This is a genomic window from Clostridium pasteurianum BC1 (assembly GCF_000389635.1).
In the GTDB taxonomy this organism is placed as follows: domain Bacteria; phylum Bacillota; class Clostridia; order Clostridiales; family Clostridiaceae; genus Clostridium_I; species Clostridium_I pasteurianum_A.
Map to the genome: position 1 here is coordinate 1,296,804 of NC_021182.1, position 16,595 is coordinate 1,313,398.

Annotated in this window: 17 protein-coding genes; 14 read left to right on the forward strand and 3 right to left on the reverse strand. The window is 29.7% G+C overall.

Features of this window, described 5'->3' with window-relative positions:
- Positions 1-158: 158 nt before the first annotated feature.
- Genes sdaAB through CLOPA_RS05975 form a run of 3 tightly spaced genes read left to right on the forward strand, consistent with a single transcriptional unit; the run spans position 159 to position 2,109 of the window.
- Positions 159-842 carry an L-serine ammonia-lyase, iron-sulfur-dependent subunit beta gene (sdaAB, locus tag CLOPA_RS05965; RefSeq protein ID WP_041711313.1) on the forward strand — a complete coding sequence of 228 codons (684 nt, stop codon included), beginning with the start codon at positions 159-161 and terminating at the stop codon, positions 840-842.
- Entirely contained in the window at positions 843-1,724 is an 882-nt protein-coding gene (gene sdaAA / locus CLOPA_RS05970; protein ID WP_015614567.1) for an L-serine ammonia-lyase, iron-sulfur-dependent, subunit alpha, read from the forward strand.
- A gap of 10 nt (positions 1,725-1,734) precedes the next feature.
- On the forward strand, positions 1,735-2,109 hold the full coding sequence (locus CLOPA_RS05975) for a hypothetical protein (RefSeq protein WP_015614568.1): 375 nt from the start codon (positions 1,735-1,737) through the stop codon (positions 2,107-2,109).
- 34 nt (positions 2,110-2,143) lie between these two features.
- Here CLOPA_RS05975 and pssA read toward each other — a convergent pair whose 3' ends face one another.
- Complete coding sequence (gene pssA, locus CLOPA_RS05980; RefSeq protein WP_015614569.1) at positions 2,144-2,680, reverse strand: CDP-diacylglycerol--serine O-phosphatidyltransferase; 537 nt, start codon at positions 2,678-2,680, stop codon at positions 2,144-2,146.
- 244 nt (positions 2,681-2,924) lie between these two features.
- Here pssA and CLOPA_RS05985 point away from each other — a divergent pair, with 244 nt between their 5' ends.
- The 6 genes from CLOPA_RS05985 (at position 2,925) to CLOPA_RS06010 (ending at position 8,194) form a co-directional block, all read left to right on the forward strand.
- The gene (locus CLOPA_RS05985; protein ID WP_015614570.1) at positions 2,925-3,614 is read left to right on the forward strand and encodes a TVP38/TMEM64 family protein; all 690 of its coding nucleotides are present in this window, start codon (positions 2,925-2,927) and stop codon (positions 3,612-3,614) included.
- A 53-nt stretch (positions 3,615-3,667) separates the two neighbouring features.
- Positions 3,668-4,096: a CBS domain-containing protein gene (locus tag CLOPA_RS05990; protein WP_015614571.1), complete on the forward strand. Its 429-nt coding sequence runs from the start codon at positions 3,668-3,670 to the stop codon at positions 4,094-4,096.
- 265 nt (positions 4,097-4,361) lie between these two features.
- Positions 4,362-5,243 carry a YegS/Rv2252/BmrU family lipid kinase gene (locus CLOPA_RS05995; protein ID WP_015614572.1) on the forward strand — a complete coding sequence of 294 codons (882 nt, stop codon included), beginning with the start codon at positions 4,362-4,364 and terminating at the stop codon, positions 5,241-5,243.
- Between the two features lie 53 nt (positions 5,244-5,296).
- Positions 5,297-5,950 (forward strand): hypothetical protein, encoded by a 654-nt coding sequence (locus tag CLOPA_RS06000; protein WP_015614573.1) that lies wholly within the window; start codon positions 5,297-5,299, stop codon positions 5,948-5,950.
- A 39-nt stretch (positions 5,951-5,989) separates the two neighbouring features.
- Positions 5,990-6,676, forward strand: coding sequence for a response regulator transcription factor (locus tag CLOPA_RS06005; RefSeq protein ID WP_015614574.1), 687 nt, complete (start codon positions 5,990-5,992; stop codon positions 6,674-6,676).
- Entirely contained in the window at positions 6,677-8,194 is a 1,518-nt protein-coding gene (locus CLOPA_RS06010) for a sensor histidine kinase (protein ID WP_015614575.1), read from the forward strand.
- Between the two features lie 279 nt (positions 8,195-8,473).
- Here the strand turns inward: CLOPA_RS06010 and CLOPA_RS06015 are convergent, their stop codons facing one another.
- Positions 8,474-10,081 (reverse strand): FMN-binding protein, encoded by a 1,608-nt coding sequence (locus tag CLOPA_RS06015; RefSeq protein WP_015614576.1) that lies wholly within the window; start codon positions 10,079-10,081, stop codon positions 8,474-8,476.
- Positions 10,082-10,437: 356 nt separating this feature from the next.
- Here CLOPA_RS06015 and CLOPA_RS24180 point away from each other — a divergent pair, with 356 nt between their 5' ends.
- Positions 10,438-10,602, forward strand: coding sequence for a hypothetical protein (locus tag CLOPA_RS24180; RefSeq protein WP_207637900.1), 165 nt, complete (start codon positions 10,438-10,440; stop codon positions 10,600-10,602).
- A 38-nt stretch (positions 10,603-10,640) separates the two neighbouring features.
- Here the strand turns inward: CLOPA_RS24180 and CLOPA_RS06020 are convergent, their stop codons facing one another.
- Positions 10,641-11,741, reverse strand: a complete 1,101-nt coding sequence (locus CLOPA_RS06020; RefSeq protein ID WP_015614577.1) for an MGDG synthase family glycosyltransferase — start codon at positions 11,739-11,741, stop codon at positions 10,641-10,643.
- A gap of 306 nt (positions 11,742-12,047) precedes the next feature.
- Here CLOPA_RS06020 and CLOPA_RS06025 point away from each other — a divergent pair, with 306 nt between their 5' ends.
- The 4 genes from CLOPA_RS06025 to CLOPA_RS06040 all read left to right on the forward strand — a co-directional run bounded on the left by CLOPA_RS06025 (position 12,048) and on the right by CLOPA_RS06040 (position 16,551).
- On the forward strand, positions 12,048-13,442 hold the full coding sequence (locus CLOPA_RS06025; RefSeq protein ID WP_015614578.1) for an MFS transporter: 1,395 nt from the start codon (positions 12,048-12,050) through the stop codon (positions 13,440-13,442).
- Positions 13,443-13,672: 230 nt separating this feature from the next.
- On the forward strand, positions 13,673-14,245 hold the full coding sequence (locus tag CLOPA_RS06030) for a phosphatase PAP2 family protein (RefSeq protein ID WP_015614579.1): 573 nt from the start codon (positions 13,673-13,675) through the stop codon (positions 14,243-14,245).
- Positions 14,246-14,498: 253 nt separating this feature from the next.
- A complete protein-coding gene (locus tag CLOPA_RS06035) occupies positions 14,499-15,182 on the forward strand; it encodes a response regulator transcription factor (RefSeq protein WP_015614580.1) in 684 nt (227 codons plus the stop codon).
- Positions 15,172-16,551, forward strand: a complete 1,380-nt coding sequence (locus CLOPA_RS06040; protein ID WP_015614581.1) for a sensor histidine kinase — start codon at positions 15,172-15,174, stop codon at positions 16,549-16,551. Before CLOPA_RS06035 ends, CLOPA_RS06040 begins: the two co-directional genes overlap by 11 nt.
- The last annotated feature ends 44 nt before the right edge of the window (positions 16,552-16,595 follow it).

A 16,595-nucleotide genomic window follows, 5' to 3' on the forward strand; every position in this document is an offset into this window, starting at 1 on the left:
TACAAATAGTAGTGGTTGTTTTATGATTGGGGGTAGTTTACTATATTTATATATAATTATAGTGAGGCACATTCAAATAAATAACTAGTGAGTAACTAGTCTATTTATTTTCATATGCATAAATGACACTATTGAAGAAAAAGATGGGTGATAAAGGTATGAAAGAGTTTAGTTGCTTTGATATAGTAGGACCAATAATGATAGGACCCTCCAGCTCACATACAGCAGGTGCAGCAAGACTTGGAAGAATTGCAGGTATAATTGCAGGAGAAAAAGAAATTTTAAAAGTTCAATTTTTTCTTCATGGATCCTTTGCCAAGACCTATAGAGGCCATGGAACAGATAAAGCACTGGTAGCAGGCATTCTTGGGATGGATCCTTGGGATGAAAGGCTTAAAAATTCTTTTGAAATAGCAAAAGAGACAGATTTAAAATATGAGTTCATAGAGACAGATCTTGGCATAGATCATCCTAATACAGTTAAATTTATTATTACAAGAAAGGATGGAAGTGAAGTTACAGTTTTAGGTTCTTCAGTTGGAGGAGGAAATATAAAAATAAGTGAAATAGATGGACAAAAGGTAGACTTTGACGGAGATTATCCAACTCTTATAATAAAGCATAAGGATGTACCGGGAATGATATCAAAGGTAAGTACGGTTATATCTGAAGCAGGTATAAATATTGCATTTTTAAAGGTATATAGAAAAAGCAAGGGTCTTACTGCAGCCATGATATTTGAAACAGATGAAATTATATCTGAAAATATATTAAATAAAATAAAAGATGTAGGAAACATTGAAAATATAAGATGTGTAAATCCAGTTACGGAGGGGAAATAAATGTTTGTAAATACAGGCAGTGAACTTGTAGATATATGCAGCAAGGATCATATATCCATATACCAGTATACTCTGCTGCAGGAAATGCAGAAAAGTGGTGAAACAGAGAACACTATATTGAATAGAATGAAGAGAGCTTTAAATGTAATGAAGGAATCGGCGGAATATGGATTAACTCATGAGGTAACCTCTGTCAGTGGTCTCATTGGTAGGGATGCTGTAAAAGTATATAAATATGCTAAGAGTAAAAATACCATATGTGGAGAATTTTTAGTTACGGCTATGGCAAGAGCATTATCCTCCTCAGAAGTAAATGCAGCTATGGGGAAAATTGTTGCAGCACCTACTGCTGGATCCTGTGGAATTTTACCGGCAGTTATAATAAGTACTGGCGAAAAGTATGGTAAGTCTGAAGATGAGCTTATAAGGGCACTGTTAACAGCATCGGGGGTAGGTATAATAATAGCTAAAAATGCTACGTTAGCTGGAGCGGAAGGAGGCTGTCAAGCAGAATGTGGATCTGCAGCAGCCATGGCTTCAGCAGCAGCAGTAGAGATGCTTGGAGGCAGTCCGAAACAAGCACTAGATGCAGCAGCTATAGTCATAAAAAATATTTTGGGACTTGTATGTGATCCTATTGCAGGGCTTGTGGAAGTACCCTGTGCAAAGAGAAATATAGGAGGCACTGTAAGTGCATTATCTACAGCAGATTTAGTACTCAGTGGTGTGGAAAGTAAAATACCCTTTGATGATTGTGTAGCTGCTATGTATACCATAGGGAAACAATTGCCCTGTGAGCTTAAAGAAACAGCCATGGGAGGACTTGCAGTTACTAAAACAGGACTTGAACTTAAGAAATTTGTTCAGAGCAAAAATCATTAAATCAGCATTTATGACATATAATACTAGTGATATTTATCTTAAGGGTGGATTTGATTTGTCAAAGCGAAAAGTTATAGAAAATTATTACTCCGATGTTAGCAATCTTGCGGATCTACTTGGGAGGCTTGTTAATTCTTATAGACTTTTAATCGGCGGAGTAGGTGAACTCAATCAAATAGCACTGGCTACTAAAAATGATGTAAAAAATGCACTTAAGAGAGTGGATATGCTTGGTGATGTTATTGATAGCATATTGAGTGACATGGATGATACTAATGTACACTATATTCAATATTGTAAGCTTAAAAGTGAATTTCTAAAAAAATCTACAAATATAGATAGTATTCGTACAGAAATTGAAGAAGAGCTAAAATCATCAAATTAAAAGAACTCCATAATTAGTTTATGGAGCTCTTTTTTTACACTTTTTTAATTTTTAACCTACTTATCATAAGATATGAAAGCATTACTATTAAGACAATGGTTAAAATTGGATTAGGAGTCGCTTTAGATAAAATTAGAACTAGGGAATAAAATGCAACAATTATGCCGGCAGCAGTTATTGGAATCCCTATGAAATTTCCATCAAAGGTTGTAGTATTATATCTTGCAAGTCTGTATGCTCCTGCAATTGGCAATAGCAAAACTAAAACATAGCCAATTAGACCAAATCTAGAAAAATCATACAAATTAAAAATTAGTATGGAAGGAGCAACACCAAAGGAAACTAAATCAGCTAGTGAATCAAGTTCCTTTCCAAGTTCACTAGAAACATTTAAATATCTTGCTACTCTACCATCATACCTATCTATAAGTGCTGCGAATATAATAAAGAGACAAGCCCATTTGTAAGCACCTAAATTTTGTGATGAAGCTTCGAATGTCATCAAAAGAGATAATACCCCGCAGGCCAAATTACTTAATGTAAAAAAATTTGGTACAGAATTTTTAGCCATTTTTAAAATCACTCCTATGTTTTCTATGATATTGCATAATGAGTTCGCAAATATCAGCCAGATAATTATAATATATCAAGGTGCAATATTAAACATGAATAATAATATCATTTATTATAACTCATTTATAGAAAATAGTTAATAGTTTATTAATATTTATATATATAAGTGTTCTAGTTTTTGCAAATACTAGAAATGAATTTACTACCATGTTATTATATAATATACTGGAGATGATAAAAATATGAAGAACTATAATTACAAATTTAAATATGTTCTTATTATTTGTATTGTGATTATTGTTTTATACTTATTTTTTTGTAATAGAGCTATATTGACATATATAGGTATGGGACATTTTAGAAAACACATATCCATGAGATATTTAAAAAATTATATATTAAGCTATGGAAATTTTGCGGCAGTTGCTTTTATTATAATATATTCACTTAAACCAGTGGCTTTAGTTATTCCAACTTCACTATTATCTATATTGGCAGGAAATATATTTGGACCAATGTATGCTTTTGCATTGAGTATGATAGGATGTTTTTTTTCAGCTTCCCTAGCATTTTTCCTTGCTCATATGCTTGGAAAACCCTTTGTTGATAAAATACTTAGAGGAAAGGTTTTTAAACTTGACAATAGAATAGAAGAACATGGTTTTTTAATAATGTTTCTCATGAGATTATCTTTTGTTTTTCCCTATGACCCTCTTAGTTATGCCGCAGGGCTTACTAAAATGAGATATACGGATTTCATTCTTGGAACTATGCTTGGAATAATACCGGAAATGTTAGCTTATTCCTTTATGGGAAAGCATTTAAATAGACCTTTTTCAGTTAAAATGTTAGTACCTATTGCTGCAATGGCTGGTGTTGCGGTTACAGCTTCTTACATATATAGAAGGTATAAAAAAATAAAAACTAATTAGGTATCATATAAAAATTACTCTTGGTTAAAATATAATTAGGAGGTGTTTTTATTATGAAAGTTAGCGAAATAATGACTGAAAGTGTAGCTAGTTTAAATTCAGATGATACCATTGAGAGGGCAGCTCAACTTATGATGGAACATAATATTGGTTCTATTCCTGTATGCAGAGGGGAAAAAGTTGTAGGTGTTATTACAGATAGGGATATAACTCTTCGATCTGTAGCCAATGGACAAAATGCAAAAGTACAAACCGTTAAAGAAATAATGTCTTCAAATCCTGTGCTTATACAACCTAGTATGGAGACTGAAGATGCAGCAAGAATAATGAGTGAAAGACAGATAAGAAGACTTCCTGTAGTAGAAAATGACAATTTAGTTGGTATTATCTCTTTAGGTGATATAGCAACTAATTCTACTATGAAAAACTTAGCGGAAAAGACATTATGTGAGATTTCAGAGCCTTGTACACCAATAATTTAAAAACAGCCTGATATTAGGCACATTAAATCAATGAATCTTACTTGGTGGGAGTTTTTATTCCCATCAAGTTTAGATGAATTATCCAGGGACTAGTCATCGGACAAATAACAAGTCAAAGAAAATATGTATGTTGACTTGTTATTTGTTTACAAATTATTTTGAAACAAATATTAAAAATAGAATATACTATATAAAGAAACATAAATGTGCTTTTATAATAATTTTACATTATACTATTATGAAATTTATTGATAGGAGACTCAGTATGCATAAAGTAAAATTTATTTATAATCCTTATTCGGGAGAAAATTCCATTATAACCAACATAGATAAGGTTATAGAGATACATCAAAAAAAGGGTTATATCGTAATACCCTATAGAATAAGTAGGGGATTTAACATAGATAAGGCCTTTGAGGATATAGAAGATGACTATAAATATATACTTATAGCTGGAGGAGATGGGACTGTAGATACAGTGGTTAATTGTATGAAGAATAAAGAAATAGATATACCTATAGCTATTCTTCCGGTAGGTACAGCTAATGATTTTGCAAAATTTATTGGTATGCCTGCTGACATTGAAAAGGCCTGTAAACAGATATTGAATACAGATGTAAAAAAAGTTGATTTAGGTAAAATAAATGATAAATATTTTATAAATGTAGCTAGTATGGGGCTGTTTACAGATATATCACAAAAAATTGATATCAATTTAAAGAACACCATGGGAAAGTTAGCCTATTATATTAAGGGCATAGAGCAACTGCCTAATTTTAGAAAGTTAAAGGTTAAGGTTAAATCTTCTAAAAATCATTTCGATGGCGATATGTACTTGGTTCTTATATTTAATGGACAAACCGCGGGAAATCTGAATTTTGCTTATAAAGCTCATTTAGATGATGGCCTTTTAGACGTAATTATAATAAAAGCTAGTAATCCTGTAGATATGATAGGCCTATTTATAAACATGCTTAAAGGTGATCATTTAGATAATAGTTCAATAATGTATTTTAAAACTGATGAACTGGAAATAGAAAGCTATGAGGATATAACTACAGACATAGATGGGGAGAAAGGTCCAGATTTTCCACTTAAAATTACCTGTATAAAGCATGGACTAAAAATTTTAGGTATAGAAGAATAAATAGAGTTTTTTACTAATATTAATAAGTAATAATAAGTTTGAGGAGAAGATAAATGATGGTTTATATATATCTAATTCTATTATTGCTTGTTTTATTATCTGTTTTATTTGGAATAGGACTATGCTTAAAAGGTCCAAAAAAAATACGAGCTCTTAGCAGCATTGTTTTAATTTTTTTATTGCTAAGATATATATCACTTTTTATTATGTATATAAATAATAATCTCAGTTATATGTATATTATGAAGTCTGTTTATTTTCTACATTTTGTGTGTATACCAATAAGTGGTGCTATAATACTATATATTTTACTTAGAAGAGATAGGATAAATTTTTTACATATTACTTTGGGAGCTTTAGCATTTATAATTATCTATTTTTTTATGTTCTCAAAGGTTACAGTGTATATATCAATGATAAATGATAGTTCACTTGGCTATAGCATGAATTTACAACATAATTTTTGGTATATAGATATAATTTATCTTGTTATAAATATGTTTTTTTTAATGTTGGCAATTAATGCTATAAGTAATTCAAATATAAATAAGATGGGTATAATATTGGTAGTTTGCTCTGCTCTTTGTACTACAGTGGCCATTATATTACCTTATATTGGTATTGAAATTATGCCTCAGTATATATGGGGAGAATTTATGTGGATATCAACTTTAAATTATTGCCTGCACAAGGTAAAGAAAAGATAGCTTTAAAAGGGGAAGCAAAAGAAAAGGGAGATAGGTTTTATGACTTTATTAAATAAAGATCAAGTAAACATTCTTGTTGTAGATGATGAGGAGAGTATAACCCTATTTATAAAAATGGGGCTGGAAGCTGAAGGCTTTATTGTACATACTGCATCTGATGGGATTGAGGCAATTTCGTTAGCGAGAAAATTAAATCCCAATGTAATAATATTAGATGTTATGATGCCGGGTATGAATGGCTATGAGGTATGCTCTGAAATAAAGAAAATTATAAAAACATCCATTATCATGCTTACTGCTAAGGATGAAATAGATGATCGAGTTAAAGGGTTAAATTTAGGGGCAGATGATTATATGGTAAAGCCCTTTAGTTTCAAGGAATTATTAGCAAGAATTAACGTTAGGCTTCGTAATAGATTTCCGGAGCTAAATGATGTGTTACATATAGGTGATTTTTCAGTGGATAATGGTGCTCATGAAATTTCTTTCCATAATAAAATTTTGAAATTATCTCCAACAGAATATAATTTACTTAATTATTTATTAGTTAATAATGGATTAGTATTGAGTAAAGCAGCAATACTTGAAAAAGTTTGGAGTAATGATTTCAATGGTGAAGAAAATATAGTAGAAGTGTATATTAGATACCTAAGAGATAAGCTTGAGGATAAGGAACATAAAATTATTCGCAATGTACGTGGTGTAGGTTATAAGGTGGTAATATAGATGAAAAGGCCCAAAAATATACTAAAGACTAATAGCTTAAAATGGCAGCTATTATCTCGTTTTTTTCTAATATTAATATTGTTATTAATTATAATTGGAATTTTGCAATATGTAACCATGAAAGAATATTTATATGGAGGTAAAGAGCAGGTTTTAGACTCCAGATTTCATAATCTCGATGAACACAAAGTACAGCAAATTCAAACATCAGTAGATGTTATAAAAAATTCAAATAACCTTATGGATAAAACAATTGATTCAAATATGAGTGGTGCAATTATAGATATAAATGGAAATATTGTAGTAGGTGCTAGTAAAGGACCAAGCAACATAGATACTAATGATATAAGTAAATCTAAAGACTTAGATAGATTCCAACAAACTGTTCCTATTCCAAAGTTATCACAGGATGATTATAAATGGCTATTTAAGCAAAGTGGAACCCTAGAAGGGTATAGATTAGTTAAAGATGAAAATAATAATTTACAAATAGTATCCTTTCGTAAAATTGGAAATCTAGATTTCCCCTCAGGTTTGATACAATTAAGCATTTCGGCTAAACCTGTTGAGGATATACTTTATCGACAATTTTACATTTACATAGCAGTTTCAATTTTAACATTAATTGTAGGCGGAATATTTGGTATAACAGTATTTAAATATACATTAAAACCACTTTATAATATGACTAATATTGTAGAGAATATCAGTGTTGGAGAATTAAATACTCGTTTACCGGTGGATAATAAACAATTGGAAATTGATAAATTAGCAAGTGCTTTTAATACTATGCTTGGGAAAATAGAAACGTCCTTTGAAAAAGAACAATACATTAAAGAAAAGATGAGACAGTTTATTTCCGATGCTTCCCATGAATTAAGAACTCCACTTACATCCATTCATGGCTTTGTAGAAGTTTTATTAAGAGGAGCGGCAAAAAATGAGAAACAATTGGATTTAGCATTGAATAGTATTTTAATAGAAAGCGAAAGGCTTAATAAATTGGTTAATGATTTATTATTGTTGACTAGATTAGACCAACATGCTCCTGTAAAAATGGATAAAGAAAATATTAGTGATATTATAAATGAAATATATCCTCAGCTAAAAATACTTTCAAAAGAAAGAAAAATAGAATTACAGTTAAAGGACAATGTATTAGCTCATGCTAATAGAGATCAGATAAAGCAAGTTATTTATAATCTGATGCAAAATGCAGTAAGGCATACGGATGAGGAGAAGGGCATTATAAGTATTATTACAGATTGTGAAAAGGATTTTGTTATTCTAAAGGTTAAAGATAATGGAACGGGAATATCTAAAGAGAATATTGCTAAAATATTTGATAGATTTTTTCGTAATGAGTCCCATAGATCACGTAAATACGGCGGATATGGTTTAGGACTTTCCATAGTTAAATCTATAATAGATGATCATTATGGAAAAATTCAAGTCAACAGTAAATTAGGAGTAGGAACTACCTTTTCTATATATTTAAAGAGGGTGTCCCAAAAGTAAAAATTAATGAATGATTTCCTAAATAACATTCATAATTATATACAAAAAAAATAAAAACACTATGAAAATCAATTAAAATTATATGGATTTCATAGTGTTTTTTATAATTATGAAAGTTTAGCTATGAATGAATCTTACTTAGTGGGAGTTTGTATTCCCACTAAGTTTAGATGAATTATCTAGGAACGTGTGGCTGTTATCTCCATCTTTAGGAGGTGGAGTGTTACAGCTACTAGTTATCGGATAAATTTTCATAACAAATATATTTTGAGATAAATTCTATGCTTTAGCTTGATTTAACGCATTTTCTACTGCTGTGATAATTCCTTTACTACTATAGGTAGCACCTGAAACTGCATCTACTTGAGGAGATTGAGCCGAAATTATTTCATCTTTTATTGAGCTGTAAGCCATTCTATAATATTGATCATTTTCTGATACTGTTTGTATATTAACAATTTTACCATTTTTTATCGCAACTGAAATTTTAGTTTCACCGTTAAAGCCATTACCTGTTCCGGTATATGTTCCGTCTTTATATTTACGTTGAGCAGCTGCACTGCTTGCACTAGGTGTTGCGCTGCTTACACCAGGTGTTGTATTGCTTGCAGCAGATGTATTACTATTTAGTGTTGAATTATTATTTTCAGCTGATTTAGTAGTACTACTATCTGAAGAAGAATTATTGCTTGCTGGTACGTTAGTATTATTAGTATTACTTGCTACTGCTTTACTAAGTGCATCCTGTACTGAAGAAATAATCCCATGGCTGCTATATGTAGCACCTGAAACAGCATCTACTTCAGTAGATTGGGCTGAAATTATTTCGTTTGGTATTGAGCTGTAGGCTCTATCATAATAGTCTGGCGTATCTTCATCTGATATTGTTTCAACACTAGCAATTTTACCATTTTTTACTGTAACTGAAATTTTAGTTGTACCACCGCTAAAGCCAGTACCGGTACCAGTATAAGTTCCATCATTATATTTTGTTTGTGGCATAGTGCTGCTTGTATTAGCTGATACAGTAACTGGAAAATTACGACTTATCACTTTACCAGCCACATTATTAGCGGAATATATTCCTACAAAAGCAACTATGGCAACTGAACTAGCTAATGCTGGATTAATGTTTTCATCACAAATGGTGGCTTTAGTATTACTTCTAGGACATTTTTCTACACATTTTAAACAATTTATGCATTCTCCGCCCCTTACATTTTGAAGTTTATATAACTCTATTCCCATTGAACAATTGTTAGTACATACTCTACACTTACCACATTTATCAGAAGGTTTATTTATTTTAAATATACTAATCCTAGATATTATTGAAAATACAGCTCCTAAAGGACATAGATATCTACAGAAAAATCTTTCGATAAATACAGCTCCCAAGGCTATTAATATCAATATAATAAAGCCTAGTGGATAATTTAAGATAACTTGCGGTAAATTAGTTATTTGTGCAAAGGCATCCCAGGGACTAAAAGTTTGGAAGGCTTTGCTGCCAATTGTCCACATGAAAATTACTATAAACAATAAAACTACATATTTTAAATATTTTAATACAGCATCTACATCTTTATCAATTTTAAATTTGGTTTTAAATATTTTCCTTGATATAATATATATAAAATCATTAAAAGTTCCAAAGGCACAAAACCAACCGCAGAAAAATCTGCTCAATACTATGGTTAAAATGAAAAGTGTTAACATTGACACCAAATTAGGAAATAACTGAAGAAGATTAAATTTTCCATTAATGATCGCAGAATATATTTGACCTAGTTGACTGAAAGCTAAAGCAAAAAGACCGGGGAGTAAAAATAAAAATGCAATTTGAACAAAAATTCTAAATATTTGTATTTTAGGTATTTTTTTCATAACATCAATTCTCCTATTTCTATTTATTAAAATATACTATGAATATAACTATATAACACCTATATTAATAAACACTTAGAGTTTACTTAAAATTTGCTGAGAAATGAGTAACTATATTGTTAATATTATTTTAAGTGATTTTCATAATCCTCTTATATTTTTTTCTTTTTTAATTTGATTTTAATCTTTCTTAAAGATAATAAAGGTGAACATAAACTGGATTACTTGCTGAACTTAAGTTGATATTTTGATGATATATAGGTTGCAATTAGAATATTACATATATATAATCAATTTATGATTGTTAATCACTTTATCATGTAGATAATTTAACGAAAGAACTAGGGCTGATACATATGGAAAAGAATGAATTGATAGAAAGATGTAGGAACCGAGATAAAAGTGCTTTTCAAGAACTTTTGTCTAAGTATAATTTATATATTTATAAATATATATTAAAAATTAGCAAGGATAGTTTTTTGGCAGAAGGTTTAAAAAAACAAGAGGTATTAATAATATAAAATAAATGGTCTAAAATTATTATTTTAGACCATTTATTCTACACTTGAATTATAAAATCAACTATATTTTTCGCAATATTGGGATCACTATAATTTTTTTGACATTCTTTAATTTTTATTAATTCAGAAGCATCATGGGAAAGTAAGTTATCAATGGTGGTTTTTAGCTTTCTCACATTGGTGCAGACTGCTCCTATATTATATTTTTTAATATACTGGGGATTTCTTTCCTCTTGGCCGGGTAAAGCTCCAGTTATGATCATAGGTAAATTACAGGCAATAGCTTCCATCATTACATTTGGGCTACCTCTGGTGAAGGCTACATCAGAGTCTACCATAAGTTCTTCAATATTATCTACGAAACCATAAATATGAACTTTATCAGCATATTTTTCAAGTAAAGATTTTTCAAGTCTCTTTTTCAATAGTGAATTACGGCCTGTAACTATATTTAAATTGCAATTAAAGTTACTAAGGAGAATATGTGAAATCTTATTCATATTACCAACACCATCGCCTCCGCTAAGCAATAGGAAAGTTAAAGGCTTATTATAGGTGCCATATTGGTTTATAATATCGGGGCTGTTATAAAATTTTGAGCGTACAGGAAAACCTAAAACTTTAATCTTTGTTTCTGGAACTCCAAATTGTATGCATTTTTCCATGGCTTCAATGGTTGGACTAATTATATAATCAGCTCTTTTATCTGCCCAAAGTGGATAAATACTCACTAGATCAGCAATAAAAGTGATAAAAGGAATTTTTATTTTGTTTTTCTCCATAATATTTATTATAGAGCCATTGAAATTAGGATGTAGTGATAATATTAAATCTGGTTTTACGCTTTTAAATAATTCCATGAATTTATCAGTTATGGTCAATTCAATTATTTCATTTATTATAGATGGTTTAATTGATGATAAATCCCAGATTAATTGCCATAAACCTTTGGCAGTTCTTGTAATTGTACCATAGGATTTACCAATTTTAAGGAGAGAATCACCACCTAAGGAAAAGCCATCTATTACAGTTACTTTTACATTAGAATGCAGAGCGAATTGTTCGCATAGAGCCTCTGATATACTTTTGTGACCATTGCCTGTATAATTGGAAGAAATAATTAATATGTTTTTAGTCATGTTTTCACCTCTGTAATTAAATAATAGTTTAGGCACATTCAAATAAATAAATAGTCAGTATGCTAGCATCTTTAACTCACTATTTATTTTCATATGCCGTATTGCTCTTTAGTATTTTGTTTAAAATACATATTAATTATTACACGAATAATTAATGAATTTTGTTAAATGCCTATAAATAAATTTTATATTAATAAGCTCATATTTAATGTTAACAATAAGTAAAAAATTTATCAATGTAAAAATATAACTTTAGAAAATCAAACAGGTACAGTAATATATAATTTGGGGAGTGATTTTTTATATATGAATAGAAATAATATTAGAACAATATATACTGTGTTTATCTTTGTAGCCTTAGCAGCATTTGACAATATTATAATAGGTTTATTTCCACCTCTGTTTTCTTCAATAGCCAAGGATTTAAACATAACTATATCTTCATTAGGAGTTGTATCTGCTATAAATATAATTGTTACAGCTATGTCATCTATATTATGGGGATATGCAGCAGGAAAGTACAATAGGAAAAGGCTTATTATGTTTGGTACCATTATTTGGTCTATAGCCGTTTTCTTTACTTCTAGGAGTAATAATTATTTAGAACTTATAGTATCACAATTTTTTACAGGAATTGGTCTTGGCTGTATAGCGTCTATTGGTTTTAGTGTGCTTACAGACTTTATACCCTATAAATATCGAGGAATGCTTCTCAGTCTTTGGGGAATGTCTCAGGGTTTTGGGGGTATAATGGGATCTCTAATGGCGTCACTTATTGCTACATCAAGTAACTGGAGAGAGCCTTTTCAGATTGTAGGTATAATAGGATTTTTCTTAACTGTTTTATATGTTTTTATAAGAGAACCAGTTTTAGGTGGAGCGGAGCCTGAACTTAAAAAGCTTATAAGAGAGGGAAATAGCTATAATCACACTATACAATTAAATGAAGTTAAAGGAATAATATGTAAAAAGACTAACCTATTGTTGTTGCTTCAAGGTATTTTTATGAATATTACTACTGGGAGTCTTATATGGCTTCCAACTCTATATATTTCAAAAATACAAAATCAAGGTTATGATAATAAAACGGCTATTATAGCTGCTGGATATCTGTATGCAATATTGCAATTAGGTGGTTTGACGTCCTCTGCTTTTGGATATTTAGGAGATTTATTGCAGAGAAAAAGTTATAAAGGAAGGGCATTAATGACTTCATTTTTTGTATTTATAACTATGCCTCTTTATGTAATTATGTTTATAATGCCAATGAATAAACTTTTAATTGATACCAGCAGTACTTATTCTATACTAATAAGTCTTTTGAGAGAAATAGTTATAAATCCATGGATGTTGGGAATATTTATACTGTCTTTTTTGGCAAGTGCTACTCAATCTTCAAATACTCCAAATTGGTTAGCATTAATAACAGAGGTGAATCTTCCAGAACATAGGGGTGCAGCTTTTAGCATATCTAACATTGCAAACAGTCTTGGTAGAACTGTTGGAAATGTAGGAATAGGATATTTGTTAGCTTTTATTTCAATATATAAAAGGGAACCAAGTAATTATATTATAACTATGGTAATATTTCAGATGTTTTTGGTTCCGGCTGCTATCTGTTATTTACAAATAGCAAAAACAAATGTCAGAGATATAAAAGACGTAAAGAAGACATTGTATAGAAGGGCTAAGGTTAATTAATATATTATTGTTTCGGTAGTATATTCAATCTAAATTGGGCAAGTAATTCTTGTAAGTGTTGATAGATTTAATATTTATAAATATTAAATCTATCAACCTCTCTGTAATTACTTGCCCGATAAAATTTTAAGTAGGATTAAAAATTTTTTTGATAAATAAAATATTTTTAATCCAATTTTAATCTCCAGTGTGAATAATATATGTAAATTAGGGGAAAGAGGTGAGTAAATATGTATTTAAATATTTTAAATAGAATAAATATATTTGATAACTATGTTTTGCATTCTATTAATAAATATTTAAAAAATAAATATTTAGATAAATTAATGCCTATAGTAACTGCAATGGGAAATGTAGGCATTATTTGGATAGCAGTGGCAATTATTTTATTATTAAATAGACCTTATAGAACAATTGGAGATATAGTGATACTAACATTATTTGTAAGTACAATTGTTGGGGAGGGGATAGTGAAACATATAGTAAAGCGGATTAGACCTTGTAATAATGGAATTAATATTCACCTTCTAATTTCGAGGCCAATATCCTATTCCTTTCCTTCAGGACACACAAGTTCATCCTTTGCTGTTGCAGGGGTATTATCTATGTATTTCCATCAATATAGAATAATATTTATGTCAGTAGCATTCTTAATAGCATTATCCAGATTATATTTGTATGTACATTATCCTACAGATATTATAGGAGGTATTATAATCGGGATACTCTGTTCAAAATCAGTATTTATAATTTTAAATATAATTTCTATGCAGAACATTCATGTTCCATACAAAATATATTAGTGAGAAGGTAATTAAGGAGAACTATGAGTATAGCATTGGGAATTATTAGATATAATAAATTATTGAGTACAACGTTACCTACATTCTCCACAGGTTTGAAATACCCTTGCACCAAGGGTATGGTATCCATTTCCTACCTATAGAGGATTGGAGAATTCTGCACATTAGGTTAAAAATTGAAATTAATAGTTATTTTTAATAGTGAAACAGCTGCGTGGTTTCAGTAAATATTTGGAGTAGAAAGAGGATAAATATGAAAGCTTTCAAGATACTCATAGTGGAAGATGAAAAACAGATGGCTATGTTTATTGAAATGGAATTAACTCATGAGGGATATAAGGCGGATGTTTCTCATGATGGTATAGATGCACTTAAAAAAATTGAGAAAAACAGATATGATTTGATTATTCTTGATATAATGCTGCCTGGTTTAAATGGAATGGAAGTTTGTAGAGAAGTTAGAGGCAGCTACAATATACCCATTATAATGCTTACAGCCAAAAGTGATGTAAGTGATAAAGTTAAAGGACTAGATATTGGGGCAAATGATTATATGACCAAGCCTTTTGCAATAGAGGAACTATTAGCCAGAATAAGAGTAATAGAGAGAAATAATATATCATCAAGCTGTAAATATGATGAAATAAAATTTAAGGATATAGTAATGAATAATAGTACACATCAAGTATTAAGAAATGGTAAAAAAATTGATTTGACAAAGAAGGAATATGATTTATTAGAAACTTTACTTATAAATAAAAATATAGTTCTTACCAGAGAGCAGCTAATTGAAAAAATATGGGGCTACGATTATGAGGGTGACACAAATGTAGTAGATGTTTTTATAAGATACTTGAGGAGCAAAATAGATGATGATTTTGAAAATAAAATTATTACTACTGTTAGAGGGGTAGGATATGTAATTAATGAAAATTAATATTATTAGAGGAGCTAAAATTTCTGTTAAATTAACAATAATTTATGCTTTTATGTTTTCCTTTATATTACTTATATTAAATGCTTCAGTTTTATATGGAATAAAACACTATTTTTATTCCCAGGCCAATAAGCAGGTAGTTGATGTCAAAAATATAATTTTAAATGATATAAGAGACCAGCAAGATAATAGCGATACACTAGATAAAAAAATATTGATAAATTTGCCATCCAGAGAAAATTTATATATAAAGCTTACAGAAAAGGATGGAAAGACAGTAGGTATTCCTGAGAGATATTATTACAATGTAAAGATTAATGAGGATTATGACAAAATAATGCATTTAGAGGAACAGGATAGACATCTGATATATGAAAATGTAAAAATTGAAAATAATAATTATGGTATTAAAAATATGCAAATAATTAAAGATATGGGTAGAGAATATGATTTTATGAAGATATTATTTTCCTTTATGGCAGTATCAGATTTCATAGGTATTGTTTCTTCAATTATTATTGGATATATTATAAGTAAAAAAATGCTGAAGCCTATAGATAATATTACTAAAGCAGCTGAAAATATAAGTATTAATAATTTAAATGAAAGAATAGATATGAAGGGTCCGGAGGATGAGCTTAAAAGACTCGCTGCTACTTTTAATAATATGATAAACAGACTTCAGGATTCTTTTAACAGGCAAACTCAATTTGTATCTGATGCCTCACATGAATTAAGAACTCCTATTGCAGTAATCAGTGGATATGTAAATTTGCTTGACAGGTGGGGTAAAAATGATAAAAAGGCTTTAGAAAAGTCAATTTATGCTATTAAGTTTGAAGTCTCCACTATGGCCGATATGATAGAAAAATTACTTTTCCTTGCTAAAGGTGATAGCGGCGTTTTAGAGATGAATAAAACTAGGTTTTTTCTAAATAAACTTATAGATGAGGTAATTGAAGAAAGTAGGCTTATAGATAAAACTCATAATATATTAAGTGAAAAAAATCAAGCGGTAGAGATTGTCGCTGATTATAAAATGATAAAACAAATGCTTAGAATATTTATTGATAACAGCATTAAGTTTACACCCGAAAATGGCAATATAGTTCTAAACTCTGTAATGGAAGAAAAAACTATAGAAATGACAATTAGTGATACTGGAATTGGAATACCAAAGGAAGAAATAGAAAGAATATTTGATAGGTTCTATACTGTTGATAAATCCAGGTCTAAGGATAAAGGAGGAACAGGTCTTGGACTATCTATTGCCAAATGGATTGTGGATAGACATAATGGAAATATAGAAGTAATTAGTGAGGAAGGAAAGGGAACAAGGATAATCATTAAAATTAACATAAATAATTAGGAAAAATATGATAAGCTATAGAATTTATATGGAAGAAGTGTATT

What these genes read in the sequence shown, in the direction of transcription:
- sdaAB (WP_041711313.1), top strand. Translation starts at nt 159, where the DNA reads ATGAAAGAGTTTAGTTGCTTTGATATAGTAGGACCAATAATGATAGGA.
- sdaAA (WP_015614567.1), top strand. Translation starts at nt 843, where the DNA reads ATGTTTGTAAATACAGGCAGTGAACTTGTAGATATATGCAGCAAGGAT.
- CLOPA_RS05975 (WP_015614568.1), top strand. Translation starts at nt 1,735, where the DNA reads ATGACATATAATACTAGTGATATTTATCTTAAGGGTGGATTTGATTTG.
- pssA (WP_015614569.1), bottom strand. Translation starts at nt 2,680, where the DNA reads ATGGCTAAAAATTCTGTACCAAATTTTTTTACATTAAGTAATTTGGCC.
- CLOPA_RS05985 (WP_015614570.1), top strand. Translation starts at nt 2,925, where the DNA reads ATGAAGAACTATAATTACAAATTTAAATATGTTCTTATTATTTGTATT.
- CLOPA_RS05990 (WP_015614571.1), top strand. Translation starts at nt 3,668, where the DNA reads ATGAAAGTTAGCGAAATAATGACTGAAAGTGTAGCTAGTTTAAATTCA.
- CLOPA_RS05995 (WP_015614572.1), top strand. Translation starts at nt 4,362, where the DNA reads ATGCATAAAGTAAAATTTATTTATAATCCTTATTCGGGAGAAAATTCC.
- CLOPA_RS06000 (WP_015614573.1), top strand. Translation starts at nt 5,297, where the DNA reads ATGATGGTTTATATATATCTAATTCTATTATTGCTTGTTTTATTATCT.
- CLOPA_RS06005 (WP_015614574.1), top strand. Translation starts at nt 5,990, where the DNA reads ATGACTTTATTAAATAAAGATCAAGTAAACATTCTTGTTGTAGATGAT.
- CLOPA_RS06010 (WP_015614575.1), top strand. Translation starts at nt 6,677, where the DNA reads ATGAAAAGGCCCAAAAATATACTAAAGACTAATAGCTTAAAATGGCAG.
- CLOPA_RS06015 (WP_015614576.1), bottom strand. Translation starts at nt 10,081, where the DNA reads ATGAAAAAAATACCTAAAATACAAATATTTAGAATTTTTGTTCAAATT.
- CLOPA_RS24180 (WP_207637900.1), top strand. Translation starts at nt 10,438, where the DNA reads ATGGAAAAGAATGAATTGATAGAAAGATGTAGGAACCGAGATAAAAGT.
- CLOPA_RS06020 (WP_015614577.1), bottom strand. Translation starts at nt 11,741, where the DNA reads ATGACTAAAAACATATTAATTATTTCTTCCAATTATACAGGCAATGGT.
- CLOPA_RS06025 (WP_015614578.1), top strand. Translation starts at nt 12,048, where the DNA reads ATGAATAGAAATAATATTAGAACAATATATACTGTGTTTATCTTTGTA.
- CLOPA_RS06030 (WP_015614579.1), top strand. Translation starts at nt 13,673, where the DNA reads ATGTATTTAAATATTTTAAATAGAATAAATATATTTGATAACTATGTT.
- CLOPA_RS06035 (WP_015614580.1), top strand. Translation starts at nt 14,499, where the DNA reads ATGAAAGCTTTCAAGATACTCATAGTGGAAGATGAAAAACAGATGGCT.
- CLOPA_RS06040 (WP_015614581.1), top strand. Translation starts at nt 15,172, where the DNA reads ATGAAAATTAATATTATTAGAGGAGCTAAAATTTCTGTTAAATTAACA.